The organism is Devosia sp. 919 (assembly GCF_013185965.1).
Lineage (GTDB): Bacteria > Pseudomonadota > Alphaproteobacteria > Rhizobiales > Devosiaceae > Devosia.
The window spans coordinates 3,429,229-3,452,222 of the sequence record NZ_JABAOL010000001.1; the positions used below are offsets into that span (position 1 = coordinate 3,429,229).

The 22,994-nt window shown below is 62.7% G+C and carries 16 protein-coding genes and 2 pseudogenes; 6 read left to right on the top strand and 12 right to left on the bottom strand.

All coding sequences use genetic code 11. From position 1 onward, the window contains the following. Positions 1 to 12 precede the first annotated feature (12 nt). Positions 13 to 2,025, top strand: a complete 2,013-nt coding sequence (locus HRQ64_RS16540; RefSeq protein WP_172124432.1) for an aldo/keto reductase — start codon at positions 13 to 15, stop codon at positions 2,023 to 2,025. A gap of 40 nt (positions 2,026 to 2,065) precedes the next feature. Here HRQ64_RS16540 and HRQ64_RS16545 read toward each other — a convergent pair. From HRQ64_RS16545 to HRQ64_RS16565, 5 genes and pseudogenes are all read right to left on the bottom strand, one after another. Then, positions 2,066 to 3,184: pseudogene (locus HRQ64_RS16545) on the bottom strand (glycosyl transferase family 1); the annotation flags it as partial. A 280-nt stretch (positions 3,185 to 3,464) separates the two neighbouring features. Further along, positions 3,465 to 4,472: pseudogene (locus HRQ64_RS16550) on the bottom strand (glycosyltransferase); the annotation flags it as partial. A 525-nt stretch (positions 4,473 to 4,997) separates the two neighbouring features. Then, positions 4,998 to 8,120, bottom strand: a complete 3,123-nt coding sequence (locus HRQ64_RS16555; protein WP_172124436.1) for an efflux RND transporter permease subunit — start codon at positions 8,118 to 8,120, stop codon at positions 4,998 to 5,000. Then, positions 8,121 to 9,329 (bottom strand): efflux RND transporter periplasmic adaptor subunit, encoded by a 1,209-nt coding sequence (locus tag HRQ64_RS16560; protein WP_172124438.1) that lies wholly within the window; start codon positions 9,327 to 9,329, stop codon positions 8,121 to 8,123. Positions 9,330 to 9,648: 319 nt separating this feature from the next. Beyond that, entirely contained in the window at positions 9,649 to 11,427 is a 1,779-nt protein-coding gene (locus HRQ64_RS16565) for a hypothetical protein (protein ID WP_172124440.1), read from the bottom strand. 149 nt (positions 11,428 to 11,576) lie between these two features. Between HRQ64_RS16565 and HRQ64_RS16570 the strand changes: the two genes are divergently transcribed. The 4 genes from HRQ64_RS16570 to HRQ64_RS16585 are packed head-to-tail and all read left to right on the top strand — an operon-like array spanning position 11,577 to position 15,014. Then, a complete protein-coding gene (locus tag HRQ64_RS16570) occupies positions 11,577 to 12,680 on the top strand; it encodes an inositol-3-phosphate synthase (RefSeq protein ID WP_172124442.1) in 1,104 nt (367 codons plus the stop codon). Next, positions 12,677 to 13,273 (top strand): histidine phosphatase family protein, encoded by a 597-nt coding sequence (locus HRQ64_RS16575; RefSeq protein WP_127754163.1) that lies wholly within the window; start codon positions 12,677 to 12,679, stop codon positions 13,271 to 13,273. Before HRQ64_RS16570 ends, HRQ64_RS16575 begins: the two co-directional genes overlap by 4 nt. 23 nt (positions 13,274 to 13,296) lie before the next feature. Continuing rightward, positions 13,297 to 14,082 carry a TIGR04290 family methyltransferase gene (locus HRQ64_RS16580; protein ID WP_349236743.1) on the top strand — a complete coding sequence of 262 codons (786 nt, stop codon included), beginning with the start codon at positions 13,297 to 13,299 and terminating at the stop codon, positions 14,080 to 14,082. Next, the gene (locus HRQ64_RS16585; RefSeq protein ID WP_172124446.1) at positions 14,079 to 15,014 is read left to right on the top strand and encodes a beta-xylosidase; all 936 of its coding nucleotides are present in this window, start codon (positions 14,079 to 14,081) and stop codon (positions 15,012 to 15,014) included. The genes HRQ64_RS16580 and HRQ64_RS16585 overlap by 4 nt, the downstream gene beginning before the upstream one ends. Positions 15,015 to 15,031: 17 nt before the next feature. On the opposite strand, the gene HRQ64_RS16590 is transcribed toward HRQ64_RS16585, so the two are convergent. The 5 genes from HRQ64_RS16590 to HRQ64_RS16605 form a co-directional block, all read right to left on the bottom strand. Continuing rightward, a complete protein-coding gene (locus HRQ64_RS16590; protein ID WP_172125128.1) occupies positions 15,032 to 16,453 on the bottom strand; it encodes a Coenzyme F420 hydrogenase/dehydrogenase, beta subunit C-terminal domain in 1,422 nt (473 codons plus the stop codon). Next, positions 16,440 to 17,504 (bottom strand): polysaccharide pyruvyl transferase family protein, encoded by a 1,065-nt coding sequence (locus tag HRQ64_RS16595; protein ID WP_172124448.1) that lies wholly within the window; start codon positions 17,502 to 17,504, stop codon positions 16,440 to 16,442. Before HRQ64_RS16595 ends, HRQ64_RS16590 begins: the two co-directional genes overlap by 14 nt. A 124-nt stretch (positions 17,505 to 17,628) precedes the next feature. Then, positions 17,629 to 17,979 carry a hypothetical protein gene (locus HRQ64_RS20515; protein ID WP_349236719.1) on the bottom strand — a complete coding sequence of 117 codons (351 nt, stop codon included), beginning with the start codon at positions 17,977 to 17,979 and terminating at the stop codon, positions 17,629 to 17,631. Beyond that, on the bottom strand, positions 17,921 to 18,418 hold the full coding sequence (locus HRQ64_RS20520; RefSeq protein WP_349236720.1) for a hypothetical protein: 498 nt from the start codon (positions 18,416 to 18,418) through the stop codon (positions 17,921 to 17,923). The genes HRQ64_RS20515 and HRQ64_RS20520 overlap by 59 nt, the downstream gene beginning before the upstream one ends. 7 nt (positions 18,419 to 18,425) lie before the next feature. Further along, entirely contained in the window at positions 18,426 to 19,487 is a 1,062-nt protein-coding gene (locus tag HRQ64_RS16605; RefSeq protein ID WP_172124450.1) for an ATP-dependent DNA ligase, read from the bottom strand. Positions 19,488 to 19,576: 89 nt separating this feature from the next. Here HRQ64_RS16605 and HRQ64_RS16610 point away from each other — a divergent pair, with 89 nt between their 5' ends. After that, a complete protein-coding gene (locus HRQ64_RS16610) occupies positions 19,577 to 20,980 on the top strand; it encodes a M20/M25/M40 family metallo-hydrolase (RefSeq protein ID WP_172124452.1) in 1,404 nt (467 codons plus the stop codon). 22 nt (positions 20,981 to 21,002) lie between these two features. On the opposite strand, the gene HRQ64_RS16615 is transcribed toward HRQ64_RS16610, so the two are convergent. Together HRQ64_RS16615 and HRQ64_RS16620 are read right to left on the bottom strand one after the other, a co-directional pair. Beyond that, complete coding sequence (locus tag HRQ64_RS16615; RefSeq protein ID WP_172124454.1) at positions 21,003 to 21,887, bottom strand: PfkB family carbohydrate kinase; 885 nt, start codon at positions 21,885 to 21,887, stop codon at positions 21,003 to 21,005. After that, positions 21,884 to 22,831, bottom strand: coding sequence for a pseudouridine-5'-phosphate glycosidase (locus HRQ64_RS16620; protein ID WP_172124456.1), 948 nt, complete (start codon positions 22,829 to 22,831; stop codon positions 21,884 to 21,886). Before HRQ64_RS16620 ends, HRQ64_RS16615 begins: the two co-directional genes overlap by 4 nt. Positions 22,832 to 22,994: the final 163 nt, after the last annotated feature.

A 22,994-nucleotide genomic window follows, 5' to 3' on the forward strand; every position in this document is an offset into this window, starting at 1 on the left:
AAAGGACCAACCATGACTACAACCAATCCCGTCCGCTGGGGCATTCTGGGGCCAGGCGGCATCGCCAAGGCCTTCGCGCTCGGCCTCGCCCAAGCCAAGAGCGGCACGCTCACTGCCATTGGCGCGCGCAATCCGGGCAAGCCCGACCTCGCCGAGAACTTCCCGGGCGCGCGGATCGTCGATGGTTATCAGGCCCTCTTGGATGATCCCGAAGTGGATGCCGTCTATATCTCGACGCCCCACCCCTTCCATGCGCAATGGGCCATCAAGGCCGCTCGCGCCGGCAAGCATGTGCTGGTGGAAAAGCCCATGACGCTGTCGGCCGCTGCGACCGACGCGGTGTTCCATGCCCACCGCCAGGCTGGCACTTTTGCTGCCGAAGCCTTCATGTATCGCCTGCATCCCGTGACCCGCAAACTCGGCGAGCTCATCGCTTCGGGCGCCATCGGCGAAGTTCGGATGATTGAATCGAGCTTTGGCTTCCAGATGCCCCGCTTCATGCCCGAGCATCGCCTGTTCAGCAATGATCTGGCCGGCGGCGGCATCATGGATGTGGGCTGTTATCCTGTTTCCATCGCCCGCTTCATCGCCGGCGCTACCCAGAACCAGCCTTTCCTCGATCCGGTCGAGGTCACCGGCACCGCGCGCCTCAATGCCGAGGGCACCGATGACTGGGCCGCCGCGACCCTCACCTTCCCCAATGGCATCATCGCCCAGGTCTCCTGCGCCGTGCTCGTCAATCTCGACAACACCCTGCGCATCATGGGCTCGGAAGGCCGCATCGAAGTGCCTCGCTTCTGGTTTGCCGGCGGCCCCAACAATGCCGGTGGTCCCGGGCGGATCGACATCGTCAGGCCCGATGGCAGCCGGCAAACCATCGACCTCGGCATCGACGCCCATCTGTTCTCGTTCGAAGCGGAAGCGGCGAGTCAGGCGATCCTTGCCGGCAAGACCCAACTCGATGCGCCCGGCATGTCCTGGGCCGATTCTTTGGGCAATGCGCGGGTCCTCGATCTCTGGCGCAAGGAAGCCGGCGTCGAGTTCGCCATCGAGCAATCGACCCGCGCCACCTCGACCATTTCTGGCGAAGCCTTGCGCGCGGGCGGCACCACCATCCCGCGCCGCAACCTGCCGGGCCTCTCCAAGGCGCTTTCGGCTGTGGCGCTGGGCTTTGAGGATTTCCGCACCTTTGCCTCGGGCTCGGTGCTGATGGATGCCTATTGGGAAAAGGACGGCAATCTCTTCGATACCGCCTTTGTCTACGGCGCCGGCTATACCGAAACCCTCTTTGGTCAATGGCACACCAGCCGCGGCACCCGCGAACAGGCCGTGCTGATCGGCAAGGGCGCCCACTCCCCGCTTTGCTATCCCGACCAGATCGGCAAGCAGCTGACCCAGTCGCTCGACCGGCTGCAAACCGACTATGTCGACATCTATTTCATGCACCGCGACAACACGGACGTGCCGGTTGGCGAATTTGTCGATGCCATGGACCGCGAGGTCCAGGCCGGCCGCATTCGCGGCATCTTTGGCGGCTCCAACTGGACGCGCGAGCGCATGGACGAGGCCATCGCCTATGCCGAAAAGACCGGCAAGCAGAAGCCCGGCGCCCTCTCCAACAACTTCGCCCTCGCCGAAATGCAGGACGTCATCTGGCCCGGCTGCGTGTCCTCGTCGGACGATGCGTGGAAAGCCTGGTTCCGTGACCGGCAGATCCCCAACTTCGCCTGGTCGAGCCAGGGGCGCGGCTTCTTTACCGACCGTGCCGGTCGCGACAAGCTCGACAACGAGGAACTGGTCCGCGTCTGGTACAACGAGAAGAACTTCGGCCGCCGGGACCGCGCCGTGCAACTCGCGCGGGAACTCGGCAAGAGCCCCATCCATGTGGCCCTGGCCTATGTGCTGCACCAGCCCTTCCCCGTCGTGCCGCTGATCGGGCCGCGCACCCTCGCCGAACTCGATGACAGCATGTCGGCCTTCGACATCAAGCTGACGCCCGAACAGGTCCGCTGGCTCGAAGGCTAGGACCTCCTGCAACTGAGGGGAGCCCCCCGGGCTCCCCTTACTAGTGCCAATCGGGATGCGCCGCGCGTTGGCGCATGATTTCGTCGGCGAGCGGCTGATACACCCGCCGCCCATCGCCCTCGCGATGATGCTCCAGCAAGCCATTGTGGCACGGCCGGTCATCGTCCCAGCCGAAATGATTGAGCACGGGATAAAGGCAGATGCCTTCCATCGGCACGCCCATGGTGCGCGCCGCCGCCACCTCATCGGCCACATAGGCAAACCACGCCGGCCGGCGCTCATCCTCGATGCCCGTTTCCGCCACCAGCATGGGCCGTCCATAGCGTGCATGCGTGTCGGCCAGCATCTGCCGCAGCGGCCGGTAATGGGCCGAGTTCATCTTGATCGTGTGCCCTTTATGGAACCACTGATTGTTGTGGTAGTAATTGACCCCCACGATATCGAGCAGATCAGGGCTACCGCCAAGCTCCGGCAGCAGGCGCCCCGCCAGCATATCCCACGCCTGGAACTGCGCCTGTGTATGCCCTTGCGCTATCTTGGCCTGCTCCGGCCGGCGGGGGTAAGCCACGATGTTGATGATGGGGTCGCAATGCACGAACCGGGCTCGCGCGTCCACCTGGCGAATGGCACGCATCGCCGCCAGTGACGCGCGCGCCAGTTGTACCTTGAGCTCGTATGCGCGCTTGCTGGCAAAGGGATTGAGATAGCGCGCATCCCCACCTGCCCAGGCAAAAAACGAGATTTCGTTGACCGGAGCATAAAACGGCACCGCATCGCTTTGCTCACGCACCAGTTGCGCCGCAGCCCTCGCGAACTGGGCGAACCGGTCCACAAAGATCGGCTTCCAGATATCGATATCGTCGGGCCAGCCATAATGCAGCAGGTCCCAAACGACCTGGGTTCCAGTCGCTTTGGCCGCTTGCAGCATTCCCAACCAACTCGACCAGTCATACTGGCCCGGGCTGGTCTCGATCCGGTACCAGCGCACGCCATCGCGCACAGTGCGAATGCCGAAGTCCTGCAACTGCCGGTAATCCTCAGCGGCAAATTGGTCATGTTCGCTGGATGCAATGATGTCGAGCCGCAAACCGCTCTTGCGCTTATGTGTCGAGCATTCGAACCCGCCCTGCATAAAGGACTGGAACAGCTTCGGCGCCGGCGCCGGCGCTGGGGCGCTCACGGGACCGCTCCAGCGGCATCAAGGTCTTGTCCCAGCATGGCTTGTTCTCCCCGCCAGCCGGGGGCCTCCTTTGCAATAGGGGGCGAGCCCGACAGCCCGGCGCGTGGCCTGTCGGCGCTGAATCCGCAGGCAAGCTCGAAGGTTAAGATCGCCCGGTAGGTCCTGGCCTGCGCCAGGCCTCCGGCGGTCAAGCCGATACCGAGCTCACCCCGAGCGTTGTCCGCCCATTCATCAGCCGCAATGGCACGCTGGCAGCTTCGATTGCCTCCTGCACCAATGCATCCATATTCATGGCGGTCTTGTCCCAGCTCATCTCCGCCAGGATCCTGTCGACCCCAGGCAGCCATCCGGCGGGAGCCGCGGCGAGCTCAAGCGCTTCTTCGCAGGCCGCCACGAATTCCGCGGCACCCGCCGCAATGCTGACGCCCCGCACCTTGCCATATTGGCGCACCACATCGGGCACCGGCGTTGACACCACCGGCTTGCCCGCCGCTAGATATTCCGGCGTCTTGGTGGGACTGATGAACTTGGTGGCTTCATTGACCGCAAAGGGCATCAGCGCCACGTCCCACTTCGCCACAATGCCCGGCAGATCGGCATAGTCGCGCTGGCCCACAAAGCTGATATTGGATGCCTGGGGCAGATCGGCCGCGCTGATCTTGACCACCGGCCCGACAATCTCGAACGACCACTCTGGGCGCAAGGCTGCAACCTCAGCCAGCAGGTCCAGATCCATCCGCTCGTCGATCACCCCATAGAAGCCAAAGGTCTTGCCCAGCTGCCGAGGACGGCGAGCTTTGGCGAAGTGGGTGGTATCAACGCTGGATGGAAAGGGGTGGATATTGGCGTGGGCGTGCCGCTTGGCTTCGTAAAGGCTGTAGCCGCCGGTAAACACCGCATCGGCCCGCTTCAGCAGGTCGGCCTCCAGTACCCGCAGCCGGGCCGGGGCAAAGCGGAAATTGGCCAGCTCGTCCATGCAATCATAGATCACGGCGGCGGCGTCCACATGCCGGGCAAAGCCAAACATCATGGGCGTATAGAACCACAGCACCGGCTTGCTTATGCGATTGACCTTGAGCATCAGATCGAGCAGCGCCGCAAGGCCCTGCTCCCGCTCCGCTTCGCTCCAGGACCGCGGCAGCCTTGGCCGGACGGCAATCACTTCCGTGCCCGCAAAGGGGTGATATTCCAGATAAGGCAGGTTGTGATCGGTCGGGATGTATTCTTCGAAGAAGAACACCCGCCGCTTGGCCGAAAATCGTTGCATCAGGTGCTGTGGCCGCTGCAGCACGAAGTCCCATCGCAGATGGGAGAAACAGATCAGCGGGTTTTCATCCGCTTCGAACCGGGACGGATAGGCCTTGGACTGCGCGAGGGGGGCTGACATTGAGTCTCCTATGCCAAAGCTGCCGCCAAGCGGCTATGTAAAGCGAAACGAACGGCGCCGGCTTTTGGATGCGGTGCCGCCAACACCAACATCAGTCATAAATCGAGCGCATTATGAGCTCGGCCGGGTGGCAACTTCCCGGTCTCTTGGCAGCCTGCTCCAAGCCCTCCGCCACCGGGCGAATGGGCTGGCTCCCGCGCGTTCAGAACCCGTTCAGAATGGGTTCATCTAGATGAACAAACAGCGGTTTTGCCTCGCCTCCGCCCTCCATCAGTCTGAAAAGGAACGCGGCGGCAGAAGCGGAAGCGCACACCCATTGGCTGGAATTGTCGCTGCCACGCCTTGGGCCGGCTTACCCCTCACAACGGGCAGCAGGACGAATGGTTCCCTACTAACCCTTTATATTTACGCGACAATTTGCTCAGGTTCATCGGATGGCGCCTTGGGCAGGAAGCGCCGGCTGAACCGCGCGAAGCTATCGAGATAGGTCAACATCACCGGCACCACCACCAGCGTCAGCGCCGTGGAACTCACGAGCCCCCCGATCACCGCCTGCGCCATCGGCGCATTCTGCCCACTCCCCTCATGCAAACTTAACGCCAATGGCAGCATGCCAAAAATCATCGCGAGGGTCGTCATGATGATCGGGCGGAACCGGGTGCCGCCCGCTTCCACCAGCGCCTCGTAAAGGTTCCAGCCTTCCCTGACATGCTGATTTGCGTTGTCTACCAACAAGATAGCGTTCTTCACGACAAGGCCCATCAGCATGATGAAGCCAATCACCGAGAACATGTTGAGCGTGGACCCGCCGATCAGCAGCCCCACCATCACGCCAATCAGCGCCAGCGGCAACGACACCATGATCGCCAGCGGTTGCAAGAAACTGCCAAACTGGCTGGCCAACACAAGATAAATGGCAATCACCGCCAGCAGCAGCGCCGAACCGGCCGAACTCGCGGTTTCGTTGAGCTGTTCCACATCCCCGCCCAGTGAAACACTATATCCTGCTGGGAGAACTAAGCTTTCCGTCGCGGCCTGAACCGCTGGCATGACGTTGCCGAGTTCAACACCAGCCAGGCCGGCCTCAACACTGACCTGGCGCGACAAATCCTGCCGCAAAATCTCGCCTGGCCCAGTGGACTGGACGATCTCAGCGACTTGATCCAGCCGCACCATTCCATTGGAGCCCGTGGCCCCGCTCTGGGTAATCGGCAGCGATCCCAATGCGGTAACGTCATCGCGCGCCCACTCCGGCAGGCGGACGGAAACCGTGTAGCTGTCGCCATCAGGCGCGGTCCAATCGGTCACATCCTGACCACCCAACATGGGGCCAAGCGTATTGCCGATCTGCTGCAGGCTGACTCCAAGATCACTGGCGCGATCCCGATCAATGCGCACGCCCAGGACGGGCTGGGCGGCATCGAGGCTGGATTGCACGTCAACTAGGCCCGGGATTTCCTCCATGCGCGCCTGCAACTGGTTGGCTAGCCGCTCCAGCACAGCGAAGTTGTCGCCATAAATTGTCACCGAGATCGGCGCACTTAGCCCCCCAAGTCCCCCCGCAGCCCCCACCATGAACGTCGCTCCCGGAATTTGCGCCAGGGCCTCGCGCACCGGGATGGTCATTTCTGTTGGCGTGCGCTCACGCAGTCCCTGATCCACCATGGACACCACAATCGTCGCGCGGTTGTCACCGGTGGTCGTACCCGCATTGATTGTCGCATAGGTGCTTTCGACCTCGGGGAAGCGCTTGAGCGTTGAATCCACCTGCAGCACCTTGCTGGCCGTGTATTCGATGGAGGAACCCGGAGGCGTCTCGATCTCGACCTGGAATTCACCCGTATCAGTCGCCGGAACAAACTCCACGCCCACAAGCGGGAACAAGAAGAAGGTGCCGACAAAGGACAGCAATGCAATCCCAAGCGTGGTCTTGCGGAATTTGAGGCACCAGCGCAACACGCCACGGTAACCTTGTGCGATCCACTCAAAAAACCGGTCGAACTGCGCCACTGCGCGCCCCACCGGCCCGCGCTTGGCGCCCGGATGGGCGGCCGGATCATACCAGACGCTCGACATCATCGGATCAAGCGTGAAGGCCACAAACAGTGAGATCAACACGGCAACGGACACGGTGACCCCGAACTGCAGGAAGAACCGGCCTAAAATGCCTTCCATGAAGGCGACCGGCATGAACACGGCGACAATGGATAGCGTGGTGGCGAGCACCGCCAGGCCGATCTCGTTGGTGCCATCCAGCGCTGCCTGCCGGTGCGACTTGCCCATATGCAAGTGCCGCATGATGTTTTCGCGCACGACAATGGCGTCATCGATCAAGATGCCGACGGCCAGAGACAGTGCCATTAGCGTCATCATGTTGAGGGTAAAACCCAGGAAATACAGCACGATCATCGTGCCGATGATCGAAATCGGCAGTGTCAGCCCGGTGATCACGGTCGAGCGCCAGGAATTGAGGAACAGGAACACGATGACGACGGCGAGAACCGCGCCCTCGATCAGCATGTTCTGCACCGCATGGAAAGACTGCTCGACCGGAATGGCGTTGTCCCTGACGATGTCGATGCGCACGCTCTCTGGCAGTTCGTTCGCCTGCAGATCGGCCAAAGTGGCGCGCACCTGCTCGGCGACCTGCACCGTGTTGGCGCCCTGCGTTTTGACAACGTCAATCGCCAGCGCCGGCCGCCCGTTCAGCAGCGCGAGGCTTTCCACCTCCGCCTGCCCATTCTCGACGACGGCGACGTCGCGCAGATAAACTGGCTGACCACCCTGGCGCCCCACGACGATGTCGAGGAAATCGGCTTCCTCGCCGATGCGGCCCTCGACCTGGATCGATTGCACCTGCGCACCTTCGGTAATGGAACCTGCCGGTAGGTTCTGGTTCTCCTGGCGCAGCGCCTGCAGCACCTGGTCGACCCCAATATTGAACGCGTTCAGGCGATCAGGATCGACCAGCACATTGAGTTGGCGCGGCACGCCCCCGACCACGGTCGCGCGTCCTACGCCGGGAATATTGGATAGCCGCGTGACAATCTCGTCCTCGGTGAGCGCCGTCAGATCGCGCGGCGACATTGTTTCCGAGCTGACTGCCAGCGAGATCACCGGCAACTCGGAAGGATCGAAGCGAAGCACCTGCGCATCCCCGGCGTTGTCGGGAAAGTTCGCTTCAACCGTGGCCAGCCGGTCGCGAACATCCTGCGCCGCCGTCTGCGAGTTGACGTTCATGTCAAAGATGATGATCACGAGGGCTTGCCCGGCCTGCGAGGTCGACTGGATGGTGTCGAGCCCACTGATCGTGTTCACTGCCTCTTCGATCGGCTCGACAATGTCGTTTTCCACGGCCTCAGGGGAAGCGCCGGGATAACTCACCACCACGGCAACCACTGGCAGGTCGATATCGGGCAACTGCTCGATGGGCAGTCGTTGATAGGAGTAGATGCCGAACACCAGCATCGCTACCATGATCATGGTGGTAAAGACGGGCTGATTGACGCTGATCCGGGTAAGAAACATCTAGCCCTCCACCATCTCGACGCGATTACCTGGCTGCAACTGGCTCAGGGGAGCGGTAACGATCATGTCGCCAGGCTGCAGACCCGCTGTGATCTGCACCAAACGGCCCCCCTTCCAGGTGGACCCTTGCTCGATGGCTTGACGCACGACGTGATCGCCTTCGACCTTGAGCAGGAAGAACCCTTCGGCATCCTCGCGCACCGCACCGGTAGGTACCGCCAAGGCGTCGACCGCTTCGGCAACCACGATCTGGCCGGTGGCGAACATACCGCCGCGTAACAGGCCATCGGGATTATCGAGGCCAATGTAAACCGGGATGGTCCGAGTGCCTGCTACGGCTACGGGGTTGACCCGATCAACCGTGCCGTCGAAGGTCCGGTCTCCAAACCCTTCCACGTTGATCAACACCGGCTGCCCGGCGGCAACGAGGCTGCTCGCGCCCACCGGGGCGGCTGCATCCATTTCCATCTGGCTGAGATCGACAATGGTGAAGAGGGGCGTTCCAGGTTGCACGGTTTGACCCGGCTCTACCGCGCGCTCTGAAATGATACCGCTCATGCTCGCGCGCAGGGTGGCGTTTTGCACCGCAATGCGCGCCGCCTCCACCTGACCTTCCAAGGCAGCAAGATTGGCGCGTAGCGCATCCACACTCGACTGCGCCTCTTCAAGGCCGGATGAAGCGGACAGTCCGCGCTGGATCAGATCAGTGGTGCGCGCCAGCTGACTTTCAGCGAGCTGCAACTGGGCACGAGTGGCTTCGGCGGTGTTGGTCTGCTGGTCGAGCTGAATTTGCAGGCTCTCGGTGTCGAGCTGCATGAGCACATCGCCCTCGTTCACCGTGTCGCCCGGCCGGGCCAGCACGGCCACAACCCGGCCCGCCACCTGCGAACCCAACTGGGTCTGGCGCTGTGGTGCAAGGGAGCCCGTCACCTTGACCAATTGCTGCAGCGTCTGAGGCTCCACCTGGGTGATCTCGAGAGGATTGAGCTGCATCACCGGCTCGGCCGCCTCAGCGACCGGTGCCTGCTCAACGGGAGCCGGTTGGGCTCGCATCCAGAGGAAATAGCCCACCCCGCCCAGCACAAGCAGGGCCAGGACGATCCAGGGTCCGAGCCGCCGACGCGGTTTTAGCCCTGCGGTTTCCCGGGCCGCATTGTCGCGCTCACGTTTACTTTGCGCCCATTCTGGCTTGGGTGTGTGCCCAGTCATGGTGTGTTCCCGTATTGATGGGGCTGGCCCCGATATCTTCCGCAAGAGCCCGGTTCTCGCGCCCCTTTGAACCGGTCGGCGGCCAAAGCAAATGTCAGCCTATCTCAGACGCAACGCGGCGTCCTTGTCCCCCATCAATGCTTGAGCCCGCCAACCAGCACCGCCCGAGAGTGCAGCCCTCGTTCACGCTTTCGAGTTTCGGCCGACCGGGCTACTGCCTCTGGCCACCCCTTCGGTTGTCATTCAGGTTGGAGACCGTCCACCTTCCCGCCACGGCGAGTGATTTGGTTTACGACACATTTCGGCAGCCCTATGGCAATCACCCTGACCCAGCAAGTTGGATCGACATGGGAGGTGAATGACCAGATAAGCACGCGGCCGCCAATTGCGAATAGCGTTGGACCATTACGCGGGCGGCCTCGGCATCGGCACCACCATTACTGCCGGCAGCAAAGCTCCAGAGGCCGATCTGGAACCCCAGATAGCACAGCTCCATGGCGTCGAGCAGTTCCGGATCGGCAGGTCGGCCCGCGGCTGCTGCCACCTTCTGGGCGAGGATGGTGCGTTCGGCCGCCGTGAGTTCCAACTCGACTGCCGCCCCGGCGATATCCCAGGCAATGTCCTGACAGCTCACCAGGTCGTGGGCCGAGTCGTGATCCAGTGCATCGGTCTTCAGTAATCGCCCCTGCGGGCTGACCAGCCACTCCCACCAGTGCAGGCGATTGTCGGTATGAGCCGGTTGCACTCGCTCGGCGAGCGCCTCCGGAGCGCCCAGTGCCATGCTGACCCGCTTGGACGCATCCTCCCCCAGCACCACGCCGATATTGTATCGCGCCATCTCGTACAGCTCGCCAAGCGCTGCCCCCGCAGCGTCGGCGGGAAAGGCGCGCGCGCGAAAGCTAAGGTACTCGCCGACCTGCTCCAGCAGCCAGCCCCGTTCTGGCTGTGCTTGGCGCAGGCTGCTGCCCTCGGCCCAGCGCTGCACGAGGAAGCCGTGGCACATACCCGCGATTTCCGGGGTCCATCCCGCTTCGACCAACTGGTGCCCGCGCCGCAGCTTGTCGTCCGCCATGCGGCCCAGCCCAGCCCACTTCACCAGCCAGGTGCCCGTTGCCGAAACCGCCAGCAGCTTGCGTTTTTCCAGCCCCGTGTCGACAGGCGGCCAATTGGCCGCATCAGCTGCTCCAAGCTGCCGCCAGCCGCCTCCCGAGATATCCCGCAATGGCTCCTGGAGCGGCCCGATCAAGGTCTCGACCCAACCCGCAAGGCCGCCCATGAAACCAGTTTTGTTCAGCACGACACTGTCAAAACCGATGCTGTGGCGTTGTGCTCGGGCCCAGCGTTGGCGATGACGGGACTCGGCCTGAGGTCCGAGATCTCCTGTGTGGCTGGGGAAGAAGTGGATCTGCTCGGGCGAAATGCCGGCGACCTCGAGCCAATCGGCAACACTGCCGAAGGAACTGCCCGATAGCCCAGGGCCTTCGTCTACAATGGCGAATTGGGCTTGCGGGTCCGCGAGAATTCTGGCGGCAAGCCCGGGTGCGACGGTGATCTGCCGATGATAGGGATGTCCATGAGGGCGCAGCGTGAACATGGAATCGGCGCCCAGGCCTGCCGCAACCATGGCGGCGAGACCCGTGCCAATGCTCCGTATGCCGAGCACCACCGTTTGGGCACCCAACCCCGATCTTTCCGCTGCCAGGAGATAGCTTTCGGGAAAAAGGGCGTAGAACGCATAGCCCTCACCTTGTTTGGTGCGGATCGAAACCGAACGGCTGAGTTGGTTCAGGTGTTCGACGGGAACTTCGCCGTATTGAAGCTCGCAACCGGCCCAGGACCGTCCCACCACCCCGGCCAGCCCGATCAGCAGGGTGCTGCTTGCTTGTGCATCAGCGCTCCAGTCGTCAGCTTCATCCATCTTCCAGGCGATATCGAGCAATCCTTGCGCCAACTCGCCGGCACGGATGAAGGCACTTACCAGCGCCGCATGCCGGGCAATTCCAGGCGGCATCCCCTGCAAACCCAGCAGCTTCTGGGTAATTTCCGCCCCCAGATCCCCAGCATTTTCGAGCCGCTCGGCGTCGCCATAAACCAGCATTTCCCCAGACTCCCTTTACTCACGGCGCTCGGCAACGCACAATGCAGCTCTGTGTTAGGCGCCAGGAGGCGTTCCCGCGCAACGGGAACCAAGCCCCCGGGGCGCCGTTTTGCACCAGCATTGTAGATGCTTAGCGAGGAATATAGGGCATGGCTTCAAAGAAGATTCGCATCGGGCTCGTAGGGGTGGGCAACTGCGCATCTTCATTGGTTCAGGGACTCACCTATTATCGCGACGCCGACGGCAATGAACCCGTGCCGGGGCTCATGCATGTGGACCTGGGCGGCTATCATATCCGTGACATCGAAGTTGCGGCGGCTTTCGACGTTGCCGAGGGCAAGGTCGGGCGCGATGTCGCCGAGGCCATCAGCGCCGAGCCCAACAATACCCATCGCTTTGCCCAGGTTGCTCCCACGGGGGTAACCGTTGAGCGCGGCCCCACTCTGGATGGCATTGGCAAATACCTCGCTGACGCAGTAACCGAGTCTGATGCGCCGGTCGCCGACGTGGCCGCTATTCTGCGGGACGCGCAAGTGGACGTGCTCATCTCCTACCTACCGGTGGGCTCGGAAGAGGCGACGAAGTTCTATGCCGAGCAGGCCTTGGCTGCCGGTTGCGGCTTTATTAACTGCATTCCCGTTTTCATCGCCTCGCGCGCAGAATGGGAACAGAAGTTCGCTGACAAGGGCCTGCCAATCATTGGTGATGATATCAAGAGCCAGGTTGGCGCCACCATCGTGCATCGCATGCTCGCGAACCTGTTCCGCGAGCGCGGCGTCAAGCTGGACCGCACCTATCAACTCAATTTCGGCGGCAACACCGATTTCCTCAACATGCTGGAGCGCGAGCGGCTGGAATCCAAGAAGATTTCCAAAACCCAGGCGGTCACGAGCCAGATCGACGTTCCCCTGCCCGCCAACGACATCCATGTCGGCCCCAGCGACCATGTGCCGTGGCTGACCGATCGCAAATGGGCCTATATCCGCCTCGAGGGCACCACTTTTGGCGGCGTGCCGCTCAACGCCGAACTCAAGCTCGAGGTATGGGACTCGCCAAACTCGGCCGGCGTCGTGATCGATGCCGTGCGCTGCGCCAAGCTCGCGCTCGACCGGGGCATTGGTGGTGCTCTCGTGGGCCCCTCGAGCTATTTCATGAAGTCCCCGCCCACCCAGTTCACCGATGACGAAGCGCGCCAGCGAACCATGGCCTTTATAGCCGGCACGGAGGACGGGCTGCTCGGAGCGGCCGAGTGACGACCACTTTTTATCTGGTCCGCCACGCAGCCCATGACAATGTCGGGGGGTTTCTGGCCGGACGGACGCCAGGCATCCGGCTGGGTGAAGCAGGCCGCGCCCAAGCTGCACGGCTTGGCCAGCGCATGGCGAGCGAGCAGTTCGATGCCATTTATGCCAGCCCGCGTGAACGGACGCAGGAAACCGCGGCGGCGATAGCAGCTGAGCGCGATTTGCCGGTCCATACTGCGCCAGAACTCGATGAAGTGGACTTCGGCGCCTGGTCAGGCAAGACTTTCGACGTGCTCAATACCGACCCAACCTGGCGGCAATGGAACACGATCCGCAGCCTCAGCCGCACGGCCGGTGGAGAATCCATGCTGGACGTGCAACGCCGGGCACTCACATTGCTGGAGCGCCTTGTCGCCGAGCATGAGAACGGGCGCCTCGTGCTTGTCAGTCATGCCGATATCATCAAGACACTGGTCAGCTATGTTCTGGGTCTTCCCATTGACGCCTGGCCCCGTTTCGATATCGGCCCGGCATCCATCACGACAATTGTCGTTGGTGACTGGGGCGCCAAGCTCTGGACGCTGAACGAAGTTATCTCCTAGCCAGCGTGCCCGTATCCATCAGCATCCAAGCGCAGCAACAAGGAACAGTCATGGCTTTGTCGGCCGATGAGTTGAAACAAAAGATCGAAACCTTGGGGCCGTGGTTCCACAATATCGATCTGGGCGGCGTTTGGACTGCGCCCAACCACTTCCTGGGCGATTATCCCGGCCGCAAGTACCGCAGATTTGCTGACGCGATCCCCGCCGACCTAACGGGCAAGAGTGTGCTCGATATTGGCTGCAACGCCGGCTTCTATTCACTCGAAATGAAAAAGCGCGGCGCCGACCGCGTCCTGGCGGTCGATTTCGACGACCATTACCTCGACCAGGCGCGCTTTGTCGCCGCGACGGCGGGAGCCGATATCGAGTTCCGTAAGCTCTCGGTTTACGATGTTGGGGCGCTGGGCGAGAAGTTCGACGTCGTCATCTTCATGGGCGTGCTCTATCACCTGCGCCATCCGCTCTTGGCGCTCGATTTGATCCGCGAACATGTCGCCAAGGACCTGCTGGTGTTCCAATCCATGCAGCGCGGCTCGACCGAGATCTTGCCACTCGAGAGCGACTACCCGTTCACCGAAACCGCAATTTTCGACCAGCCGGGCTATCCCAAACTCCACCTCATTGAGCAGCGCTACAGCAACGACCCAACCAACTGGTTTGTGCCCAATGCCGCGGCCGCCGAAGCTTTGCTGCGCAGCGCGGGTTTTGAGATCATCAGCCACCCCGAGCAAGAGGTCTATATCTGCCGCACTGCGGCACAATCCCCCTATGCCAAGCCGGTCTACCCGGCCACAGGAGCCACTGCATGATTGAAGCCGCGATGATCTGGAACGAGCCCAACAACAAATCGCATTGGGACCCCGAGATCGACCCCGATTGGAGCCGTTTCGGCCAGATGGTCAATTTGGCGGCCGACGCCATCAAGGCACAGAACCCGGCGATCAAGCGTGTGCTCGGTGGCATTTCCCCCATCGATCCCGGCTTCATCAATCGCATGATGGGCTATGGCGTGCTCGACCGGCTCGACGCCGTCGCGCTGCATGGGTTCCCTCTCGACTGGAACTTGTGGCAGATCAGGGAATGGCCAGCCAAGGTCGACGAAATCCGCGCTGTGACCGACTTGCCGATCTGGATCAGCGAAGTGGGTATTTCCACCTTTGGCGCCGAGGAGGTCCAGCTTTGGGGCCTGCAGCGTACCGCCGAGCTGCTCAAGGGCAAGGTTGAGCGCATCCAGTGGTACAGCCTCTACGATCTTCCCCGCGAGTGGGAGGCCACCACTCGCCACCGCGAGGCCGAGGGCTCATCCTATTACCGGCACTTCTATATGGGGCTGCTGCGGGAAGACGGCACGCCCAAGCCAGCCTACGAGGAGTTCCGCAAGCATACGCCCGATTTGGGCGTGGTGCAGTGGTTTCATTACCACGATCACCGGCTCGACGATGCCGTGCGGCACATGAAGGATTTGGGCGTCACCTATATGCGCACCGGCCTGTCCTGGGCCGATAGCTTCCGTCCCGATGCGCTGGATTGGTTCGACCGCCAGATGAAGGCGCTCGAAGACTTCAACGTCACGGTGACCTTCTGCTTTACGCCAGAACACCGCGGTATCGCGCCCCATCACACCAGCGCTCCGCAGGTGCCCGAGGAGTTTGCCGAGTTCTGCCGCCAGATGATCGAGCGATATGCGCCCGCTGGCGCGACCATGGTCAGCGACTCAACCGCTGCACCGCTGCGTGTTTGATCCCTTGGGGGCGGCTGTTAGCCGCCCTCACCCTTGATCTTGAGCTTGTCCACGAGCTTGCCGATGCGACCCCGCCCATAGGCCACGCCGTGGTAGAGCGCCAGCGCCGCCCGACCCCAGCCCACATAAAGCCGAGGCTGCCCGGTCTGCTTGGCGAGCCAGGCCATGCGGTGGCTCCAGGCACTGATGCCAAAACGCATGATGTAGATGAGCTGGCGCCGCGGCGCGATACCATGCCGCTTTGGTGCGACCCGCTTTTTGGGCCGAATGCCCAGTTTGGGCCAGCTCAGCCGATATGCGAGCCCCTCGCGCCGCTGGCGGAACCCCGCAGCCTGCGTTTGCACCACAAACTCGTGGTCGACCGGCTGCAGATCCAGCCGCCCTTCGCCGATGGCGTTCTGCACCAGACCATGCACCAGCGGCGAGCGCACGATCACCACATTGGTGCCGCGCCCGTCTGATGAATAGGGCTCCACCCAGGCATCGCCAAAGGCGATGTCGGCGGTTTCCGCCACCACGTCGTCGCAATAATTGCAGGCCGAGTTCATGAAGAAACCCGAGCCCCAATCGCCATCCACCAGATGCCACCAGTCCTGCGTGCGGGCGCTGCCATCGCGCTGCGTCAGCTGTGCCGTGTACCAGTTGGCGGGCCGGTCAGGGTTCTTGAGCCGGTACTCGACTTTTTGCACCTCGCTCCACTCCGCGCCCATCTGCCAGGCAAAGCTTTCGATCATCCGGGCGCTTTTCATGTGGCCGCAAAACAGCCCCAGCACGAAAACGATGCGCTCCTTGAGGACAGGATCTTCCTCGCGCAGGAGATTTACCGCCTTGATGAAACAGGGGATGCCCACCACCGCATAGCGTCCGGGCACGGCGCGAATTTGTGCGATGACCCCGGCCATATCCACGGGGTAATAGCGCGACTTGGCGCCGCCCCGCAGTTGGTCAAGATCACGCGAGATGCGATAGCGGAAAAAGCCGTTGCCGGTTTCGGGCAGCTCGGGCGCGACATGGGCAACGCCGTCCACCAAGCCCTGGCGCAGCAACTCCGCCGCAACCCAGCTGACCATTCCGCCCGAACTGCCTTCGGCCCGAAAATCGGGCTCGGCTACGGCGCCAACATAAGCCGCCTCATAGCGCCCGATGCGCGGATCGCTGAGAGGCGCCTCGGCAAAACGCTCCAGCGCCAACTGATCCTCGTTGCGCGCCAGCGGCGAAAACGGACAGGTGCGCGAGAACGCCTCGGTGGCCTCGCCCATGAAACTAGCCGGACCGATGGGCTTTTTCTGCCCATAGGCATCCCAATCCATCGCCGCCGCACCGTTATTCGCCTGCGCGACGCAACTGCCGCAACCGATGCACAGCCCCGCGCGCACAATGGCGTCAGGACTGACCAGTTTGGGCTCCGCCCGCTTGGGCGCCGGATCAAGCAAGGACATGGTCGAGATAGCCGTTGGAATGGACACGCAAGGCTTCGATCCGCGCTGACACCATGGGGTCGAGAGCTTCTCCCAAGGTGGCAGCATATTGCTTGGCCGATGTCTCGGCACTGGCGAGGTGCCGTTCGGCCCCCACCGTCGCCATGAGATCCCGGACCTTGTTGGAGCGGTAATCGGACAGCGCGGCGGCAAATGGCTTGTTGTTCAGGAGCGCGAACACGCAGCCATGGAAGAAATTGGTGGCGACTGCGCTGGCCCCCGCAATGAAGCGCGCGAACTCCTCGGGACCCGCTTCGATCCAGCTCTCGTCGGCCCAGTCATTGCGATAACCGATGCTGACGAGCCGCAGCCTCTTGTCCTCCGCAAACTGGCGCACGCCGTCCCTGAACCATCCGGGTAATCCATGACCGTAGACCGCCAGATAAGGCGCGTCAGCCACAAGCGGCTCCGCCGTTGGCGGGAATTGCAGGCAAGGATCGAGCACCAGGGTTGGCTCGAACCCTAAGGCTTCGCTAACGAGGCGATGAGAATTGGCGTCACGCACCGCAATCGCATCGAACTGCCGAAGTTTGTCCGCCCAAGCCGGATCCAGGCCATCGCCGGCGGGGTAATTGCCAAAACTTGCGGCGTAAGAAGCCAGTTTTCCCGCACGTAGCCCATCGCCATAAAACAGGGGCACCGCACCATACCAGGGGTGACGCAGGTTCCAAACTTCATCGCTGCCGACAAGGATCAGGTCGAAGATTTCCATGGTCTCGGGCGCATCAAGCGCAAAGCGCTGCGACAGCGGCAATCGGTCAAAGGCGGCAAAGAACTTGCCCATCTTCTCGCGATAGCGCGGATAATCTTCGGCGGAGGTCTTGATCGGCAGGAGCGGCTGCAGTGCGCAGCGCCATTCCAGGCGATTGACCCGGGCGGATTCATGTTCAAGCAACACGGCGTCGAGGCCGCGCGCGCGAAGACCTTCCACCAGTTGCCGCGCCTGCCAGTATGAGCCGTAATTGATACACCGATGAAGGGTGAGAACGCCGATCCTTTGCGGTGCAACCATGCCTAGACAATACCCAAAACAATAAAGAACGCCGCCTTAAGAACACGAGGGGCAGTGCAAAGGCAATGGTGCCCCCTCTCAGCCCACGTCGAACTCGTCATCTACCGGGTCGGATTTTTCAACGCTAGCCTGCCCCAGTCTCAAGGTTGGACAGAACCATCACGAGGACGAAGCCAAGTCCGATCGCAATAGCGGCCGACTGCTGGAACTGATGGCTTTCCGCTTCGGGCAGCAAACTGCCGATGGTCAGATAGAACATGGCACCCGCGCCCAACCCCAGAAGGCTGCCCAGAACGGGTTCGGGTAGGCCTTTGAGCAGGAACCAGCCCACCATTGCCGAAACAAACAGCGAAACCCCGATCAGGCTGGTCCACAGCAAGGTCTTGCGGGCGGCGCCTTCCTCTCCTGAAGCGGCATCAATCGCCCCGAGGCTCAGGCCCTCGCTGATATTGTCGAGGACGATGGCCAGTCCCACGATTAACGCCACCTCGCATATCCGCAGCGGCGCTGACCCCAATCGCCAAACCCTCGATCAGCTCTTCGGAACTCGTGGCTGCCCCGATGACGGTCACCTTGCGCGCCCCCTTGTTGTGACGCTTCTGCTTGGCGTCAACTGCCGGCTTCTGGTCTGCCTCGGGCCCGGCCAAGGCACCGTGGTTCACCAACAGGTCCAGCCCGTAGACCAAGGCGAAGCCCACGGCAAAACAAACCGCAACCAAGGCCAGCGGCGCCCGCTCCAAAGCGCTCGGTACCAGTTCGAAGGCAAAAGTGCCCAGCAGCACGCCCGCGGCCACGCCCACCGCCAGGCTCAGAAACAGCGATGACGGTCGGATGCGCGTGGCGATGAAACCGCCGAGTGGTGATGCGAGGCCGGCAACCAGAGCCACGCCAAGTACAGGAAGCAAGCCGTCCATGATGTTCCTAGAGGTTTAGCGCTGCCAGGCTTTCGGCCGAGGCTGCCGGGGCGATCTGCTCGAAGGTGCATTGGCGTGGCGCCTTGTCCGGACGCCAGCGATGCAGCCGCGTGCCATGCCGGAACCGGCCAGCGGTGACGTGATCGTAGAACACCTCGACCACGAGTTCCGGTTTGAGCGGCACCCACTGTGTCGAGCGCTCGGTGCTCCAGCGACTGGGGCCACCTGGGGCGTCGCCGGTAAAGCCTTCGCCGCCAGCAAGCGCCTCTACCCGCGCGGTGATTTCGGCGCGGTCTCGCGAAGCGATGCCCGAGGTGAAGCCCACATGATCGAGCAAGCCTTGCTCGTTATAGAGCCCGAGCAGCAGGGAGCCGACCTCGTGATTATTGCTCCCATAGCGAAAGCCACCAACAACGCAATCGGCGGTCCGGATGCGCTTGATCTTGAGCATCGCCCTCGTACCGCTCTGATAGGGTTCGTTACTGGGCTTGGCGATGACCCCGTCGATTGCCGCGCCGGTGTGCTCCAGCCAGCCTTCTGCAACGCTTCGATCTTGGGTACGCGGAGACAAGCGCAGTCGCGCGGCTTCCGGGGCATCTGCCAACAGGGCTTCCAGTTTGTGCCGCCGCTCTGACAAAGGAGCGTCGATCAGGCTGGCGCCATTTTCGTCAGCCAGCAGGTCAAAGGCCACGAGCAGGGCTGGGGTTTCCGCCGCAAGCTTGCGCACGCGACTTTCCGCGGGATGCAGCCGCATCTGCAGGGCATCAAAGGACAAGCTGCCATCGGTGGAAATCACCAGTTCGCCATCGAGCACGAACTGCTCGGCAGGAACCTCCGCGAGCGCAGCGAGCATTTCCGGGAAGTACCGGCCCAAAGGCTTGCCCGACTTGGCGAAGAGCGCGACCTCACCCCCCGCCTTGACCGCAATGCAGCGAAAGCCATCCCATTTCGGCTCGAACTGCCAGCCCTCACCTCGCGGCAAGTCCTCGATGAGCTTTGCCTCCATGGGCTCGATGAAGTCGGCAGGCGGGGGTGGGGATGGTGTCGCGATCTTGTGCACTTTGGGCATGGGGGATACTCCGCTTCTTCAAGCGGACTCCCTTGCCCTTGGTTCCCACAAGCGGCATGGTCCGGCCAATTGCCGCGAAAGGATTACCTATGATGAACACCAGTGCGCTCGACGCCGTCCTCGCCCAGGTTGACCAGGGCCTCGACGCCAGCCTTGAACGGCTCAAAGCCCTGCTGCGCATCCCGTCCATCTCGACCGATCCAGCCTTTGCGCAGGATTGCCGGCGCGCCGCCGATTGGCTGGTCGCGGACCTGCAAGGCCTCGGCTTTGAGGCCGCCGCCCGTCCCACGCCTGGCCACCCGATCGTTGTCGCCCATGGTCCACAAACACCCGGGCCGCATGTGTTGTTCTATGGTCACTATGACGTGCAGCCGGTCGATCCCCTCGCGCTCTGGCACACCGACCCATTTGAGCCCGTGATCAAGGAGGGCCCCGAAGGCCGCACCATCATTGTCGGGCGCGGCGCCTCGGACGACAAGGGGCAGCTGATGACCTTCCTCGAAGCCTGCCGCGCCTGGAAGGCGGCTACCGGCAGCTTGCCCGTGCGCGTCTCCGTCATGCTGGAAGGCGAGGAAGAAAGCGGCGGCAAGAACCTGCCCGGCTTCATGCGAGCCAATGCCCAAGAGCTGCGCGCCGACGTGGCGCTGGTGTGCGACACCGATATGTGGGACCGCCAGACGCCTTCCATCACCTCCATGCTGCGGGGCCTGGTGGGTGAAGAGATCACCGTCACCTGCGCCAACAAGGATTTGCATTCCGGCATGTTCGGCAATGCCGCGCGCAATCCCAACCAGGTCGTCGCCGACATCGTCGCCTCCCTGCGCGCTCCCGATGGAAGCGTGACGCTCGAGGGCTTTTACGACGACGTCCCCGAAATCACCCCCGAGCTGCGCGCGCAATGGGAAGGTCTTGGCTTCGACGAGGCCGCGTTCCTTGGCAGTGTCGGCCTGTCGATCCCGGCCGGGGAAGCGGGTCGCTCGGTGCTGGAAACGATCTGGTCGCGCCCGACCTGCGAGATCAATGGCATCTGGGGCGGCTATACCGGCGACGGCTTCAAGACGGTGATCCCCTCGCAAGCAAGCGCCAAAATCTCGTTCCGGCTCGTTGGCAACATGGATCCGGACAAGATCCGCGCGGCCTTCCGCCGGCATGTGGAAGCGCGCATTCCGGCCGATTGCACGGTGACCTTCAAGGAGCATGGCGGCTCACCAGCAGTTACCGTGCCCAGCGAGGGTATCTATCTGCGTCAGGCGCTCAAGGCGCTGACGGACGAGTGGAACAAGCCGGCCGTGATCACCGGCTCGGGTGGCTCGATCCCCGTGGCCGGAGAATTCAAGTCCATTCTTGGGCGCGACACGCTGCTGATCGGCTTTGCGCATGTGGATGATGCCATCCACTCACCTAACGAAAAATATGACCTCGAGAGCTTCCACCGCGGCATTCGCGCCTGGGTGCGGGTGCTCGCCGCCTTTGCCGATTCCGCCAAGGCCTAACGTGTATTGGACAGCCGGCAGTTCAGGCCGCCGGCTGTCCGCCCAGGAACTGCACCGCCTCGGCACCGGCCACGATGGCGCGCGCCAGGGCATCAGCCGGCTCGGCCCCCCCCAAATGGGCCGCCACAAAGCCCGCGGCAAAAGCATCGCCGGCACCCGTGGAATCGACGACCGGAACCACGGGCGCGGGTAGCGCCAGACGCAAGCCATCCTTGCCGCCCAAGGCTGCGCCGTAGCGGCCGCGCTTGATCACCACATTGCTGAAGTGATCCCCCAGCAGCCGCATCTGCGACTCAAAGCCAACCACTCCGCAAAGGGTTTCCGCCTCGGTGTCGTTGGCAAATAGCCAGTCGGCGCCACTGGTCCAGCGCAGGAACTCGGCCGGCCCAACCTCATCGAGAAAGCCGATGGACGCGGGATCGATAGCTACCTCGATGCCACGCGAGCGAGCGGTGGCGAGCAGCGCCTGCACGGCATGGCGCGGTGTTGCAGCAAAAAAGCTGTAGCCCGATACCATTACCATTCCGACACCCTCAAGCAGGCTTGGGGGCAAGTCTTCAGCACACAGATGCAGGTTTGCCCCGCGGTCGGTCAGAAAGCTGCGCTCGCCGTCTGGGTCGAGCAAGGTCACCAAGACCCCTGAGGGCAGGGATTTGTCGGCACCAAGCGCCGGGATCACTCCCAGACCGCGGAAGTAGTTCTCATACATCGGCTGGTCCGCAACCCCCACGCGGGCAGCAAACAGCACTTCTGTCCCCATGGAACCCAGCCACACGGCCTGGTTGGCGCCCGAACCGCCGGGGCGGCTGCGAATAGTGGCGCGGCGGTCCGAGCCTTGCACGACAGGGCCTTCAGGCTGGACGATGACGTCCGTCATCACGTCCCCGATCACCAAGACCCGGCTCATGCGCGATGCAGCGTCGGCTTGGGCGATGCGCGCTCGGCCAGTGCCACGGCAATCTGGGCGGCAACGGCGGCGTTGTTTTTCACCAGCTCGATATTGGCCTCGAGTGACTTGCCTCCGGTAAGCTCGAACACCCGCTTCAGGAGGAACGGAGTGAGGGCCTTGCGGCTGACGCCTTCCCGCTCGGCATCGGCGATGGCTTCGGCGATGCGGGCTTCAATGGCTCCAGGGTCAAGGGCCGCAGCTTCCGGGATGGGATTGGCGATCAGCACGCCGCCGAGCCCCAGATCGGCCTGCATGGCGATGACGCGGGCCAGTTCGGCAACGTCGTCAAAGCGGTGATCCACCTTGTGCCCGCTTTGGCGGGCCCAGAAGGCAGGAAAGTTATCGGTGCGGTAGCCCAGGACCGGCACCCCATTGGTTTCGAGCACTTCGAGGGTCTTGCCAATATCAAGGATCGACTTGGCGCCGGCACAAACAACGGCAACTGGCGTGCGGCTCAGTTCCTCGAGATCTGCCGAGATATCAAAGGTTTCCCCCGCGCCCCTATGCACCCCGCCGATGCCGCCGGTGGCAAACACGGAAATGCCAGCGAGCGCGGCGATCTGCATCGTGGTGGCAACCGTGGTGCCGGCCATCACGCCCTTAACGAGGAGCGAGGAGACATCGCGTCGCGAGGCCTTGGCGGCAGTGGCGCCTTCCTGGGCGAGGCGCTCAAGGTCTTCCCCGCTCACCCCCACGCAGAACCGGCCATCCATGATGGCGATGGTAGCAGGCGTTGCGCCATGTTCGCGCACCACGGCTTCCACCTGCTGGGCCATGGCCAGGTTTTGTGGATAGGGCATGCCATGGGTGATGATGGTGGACTCCAGCGCCACCACGGGTTGGCCGGCTGCGAGGGCTTTTTTGATGCCGCTGCTGACTGAAAGATAGGCTCTGCCGTCCATGGGAAATCATTCCGCTGCCAGAATAAAGGCGCTTTTGCGCCAGTGTGCGCGGCGGCTTGTGCGCCTTGTCGACGCAGGGCGTCAAGTGGGTCTGCGTGTGGCGCCATTTTCCCTTGTCGCCCCCGGCATTTGGCTCTAGTTTGGCAGCAATTCCAGCGTTGAA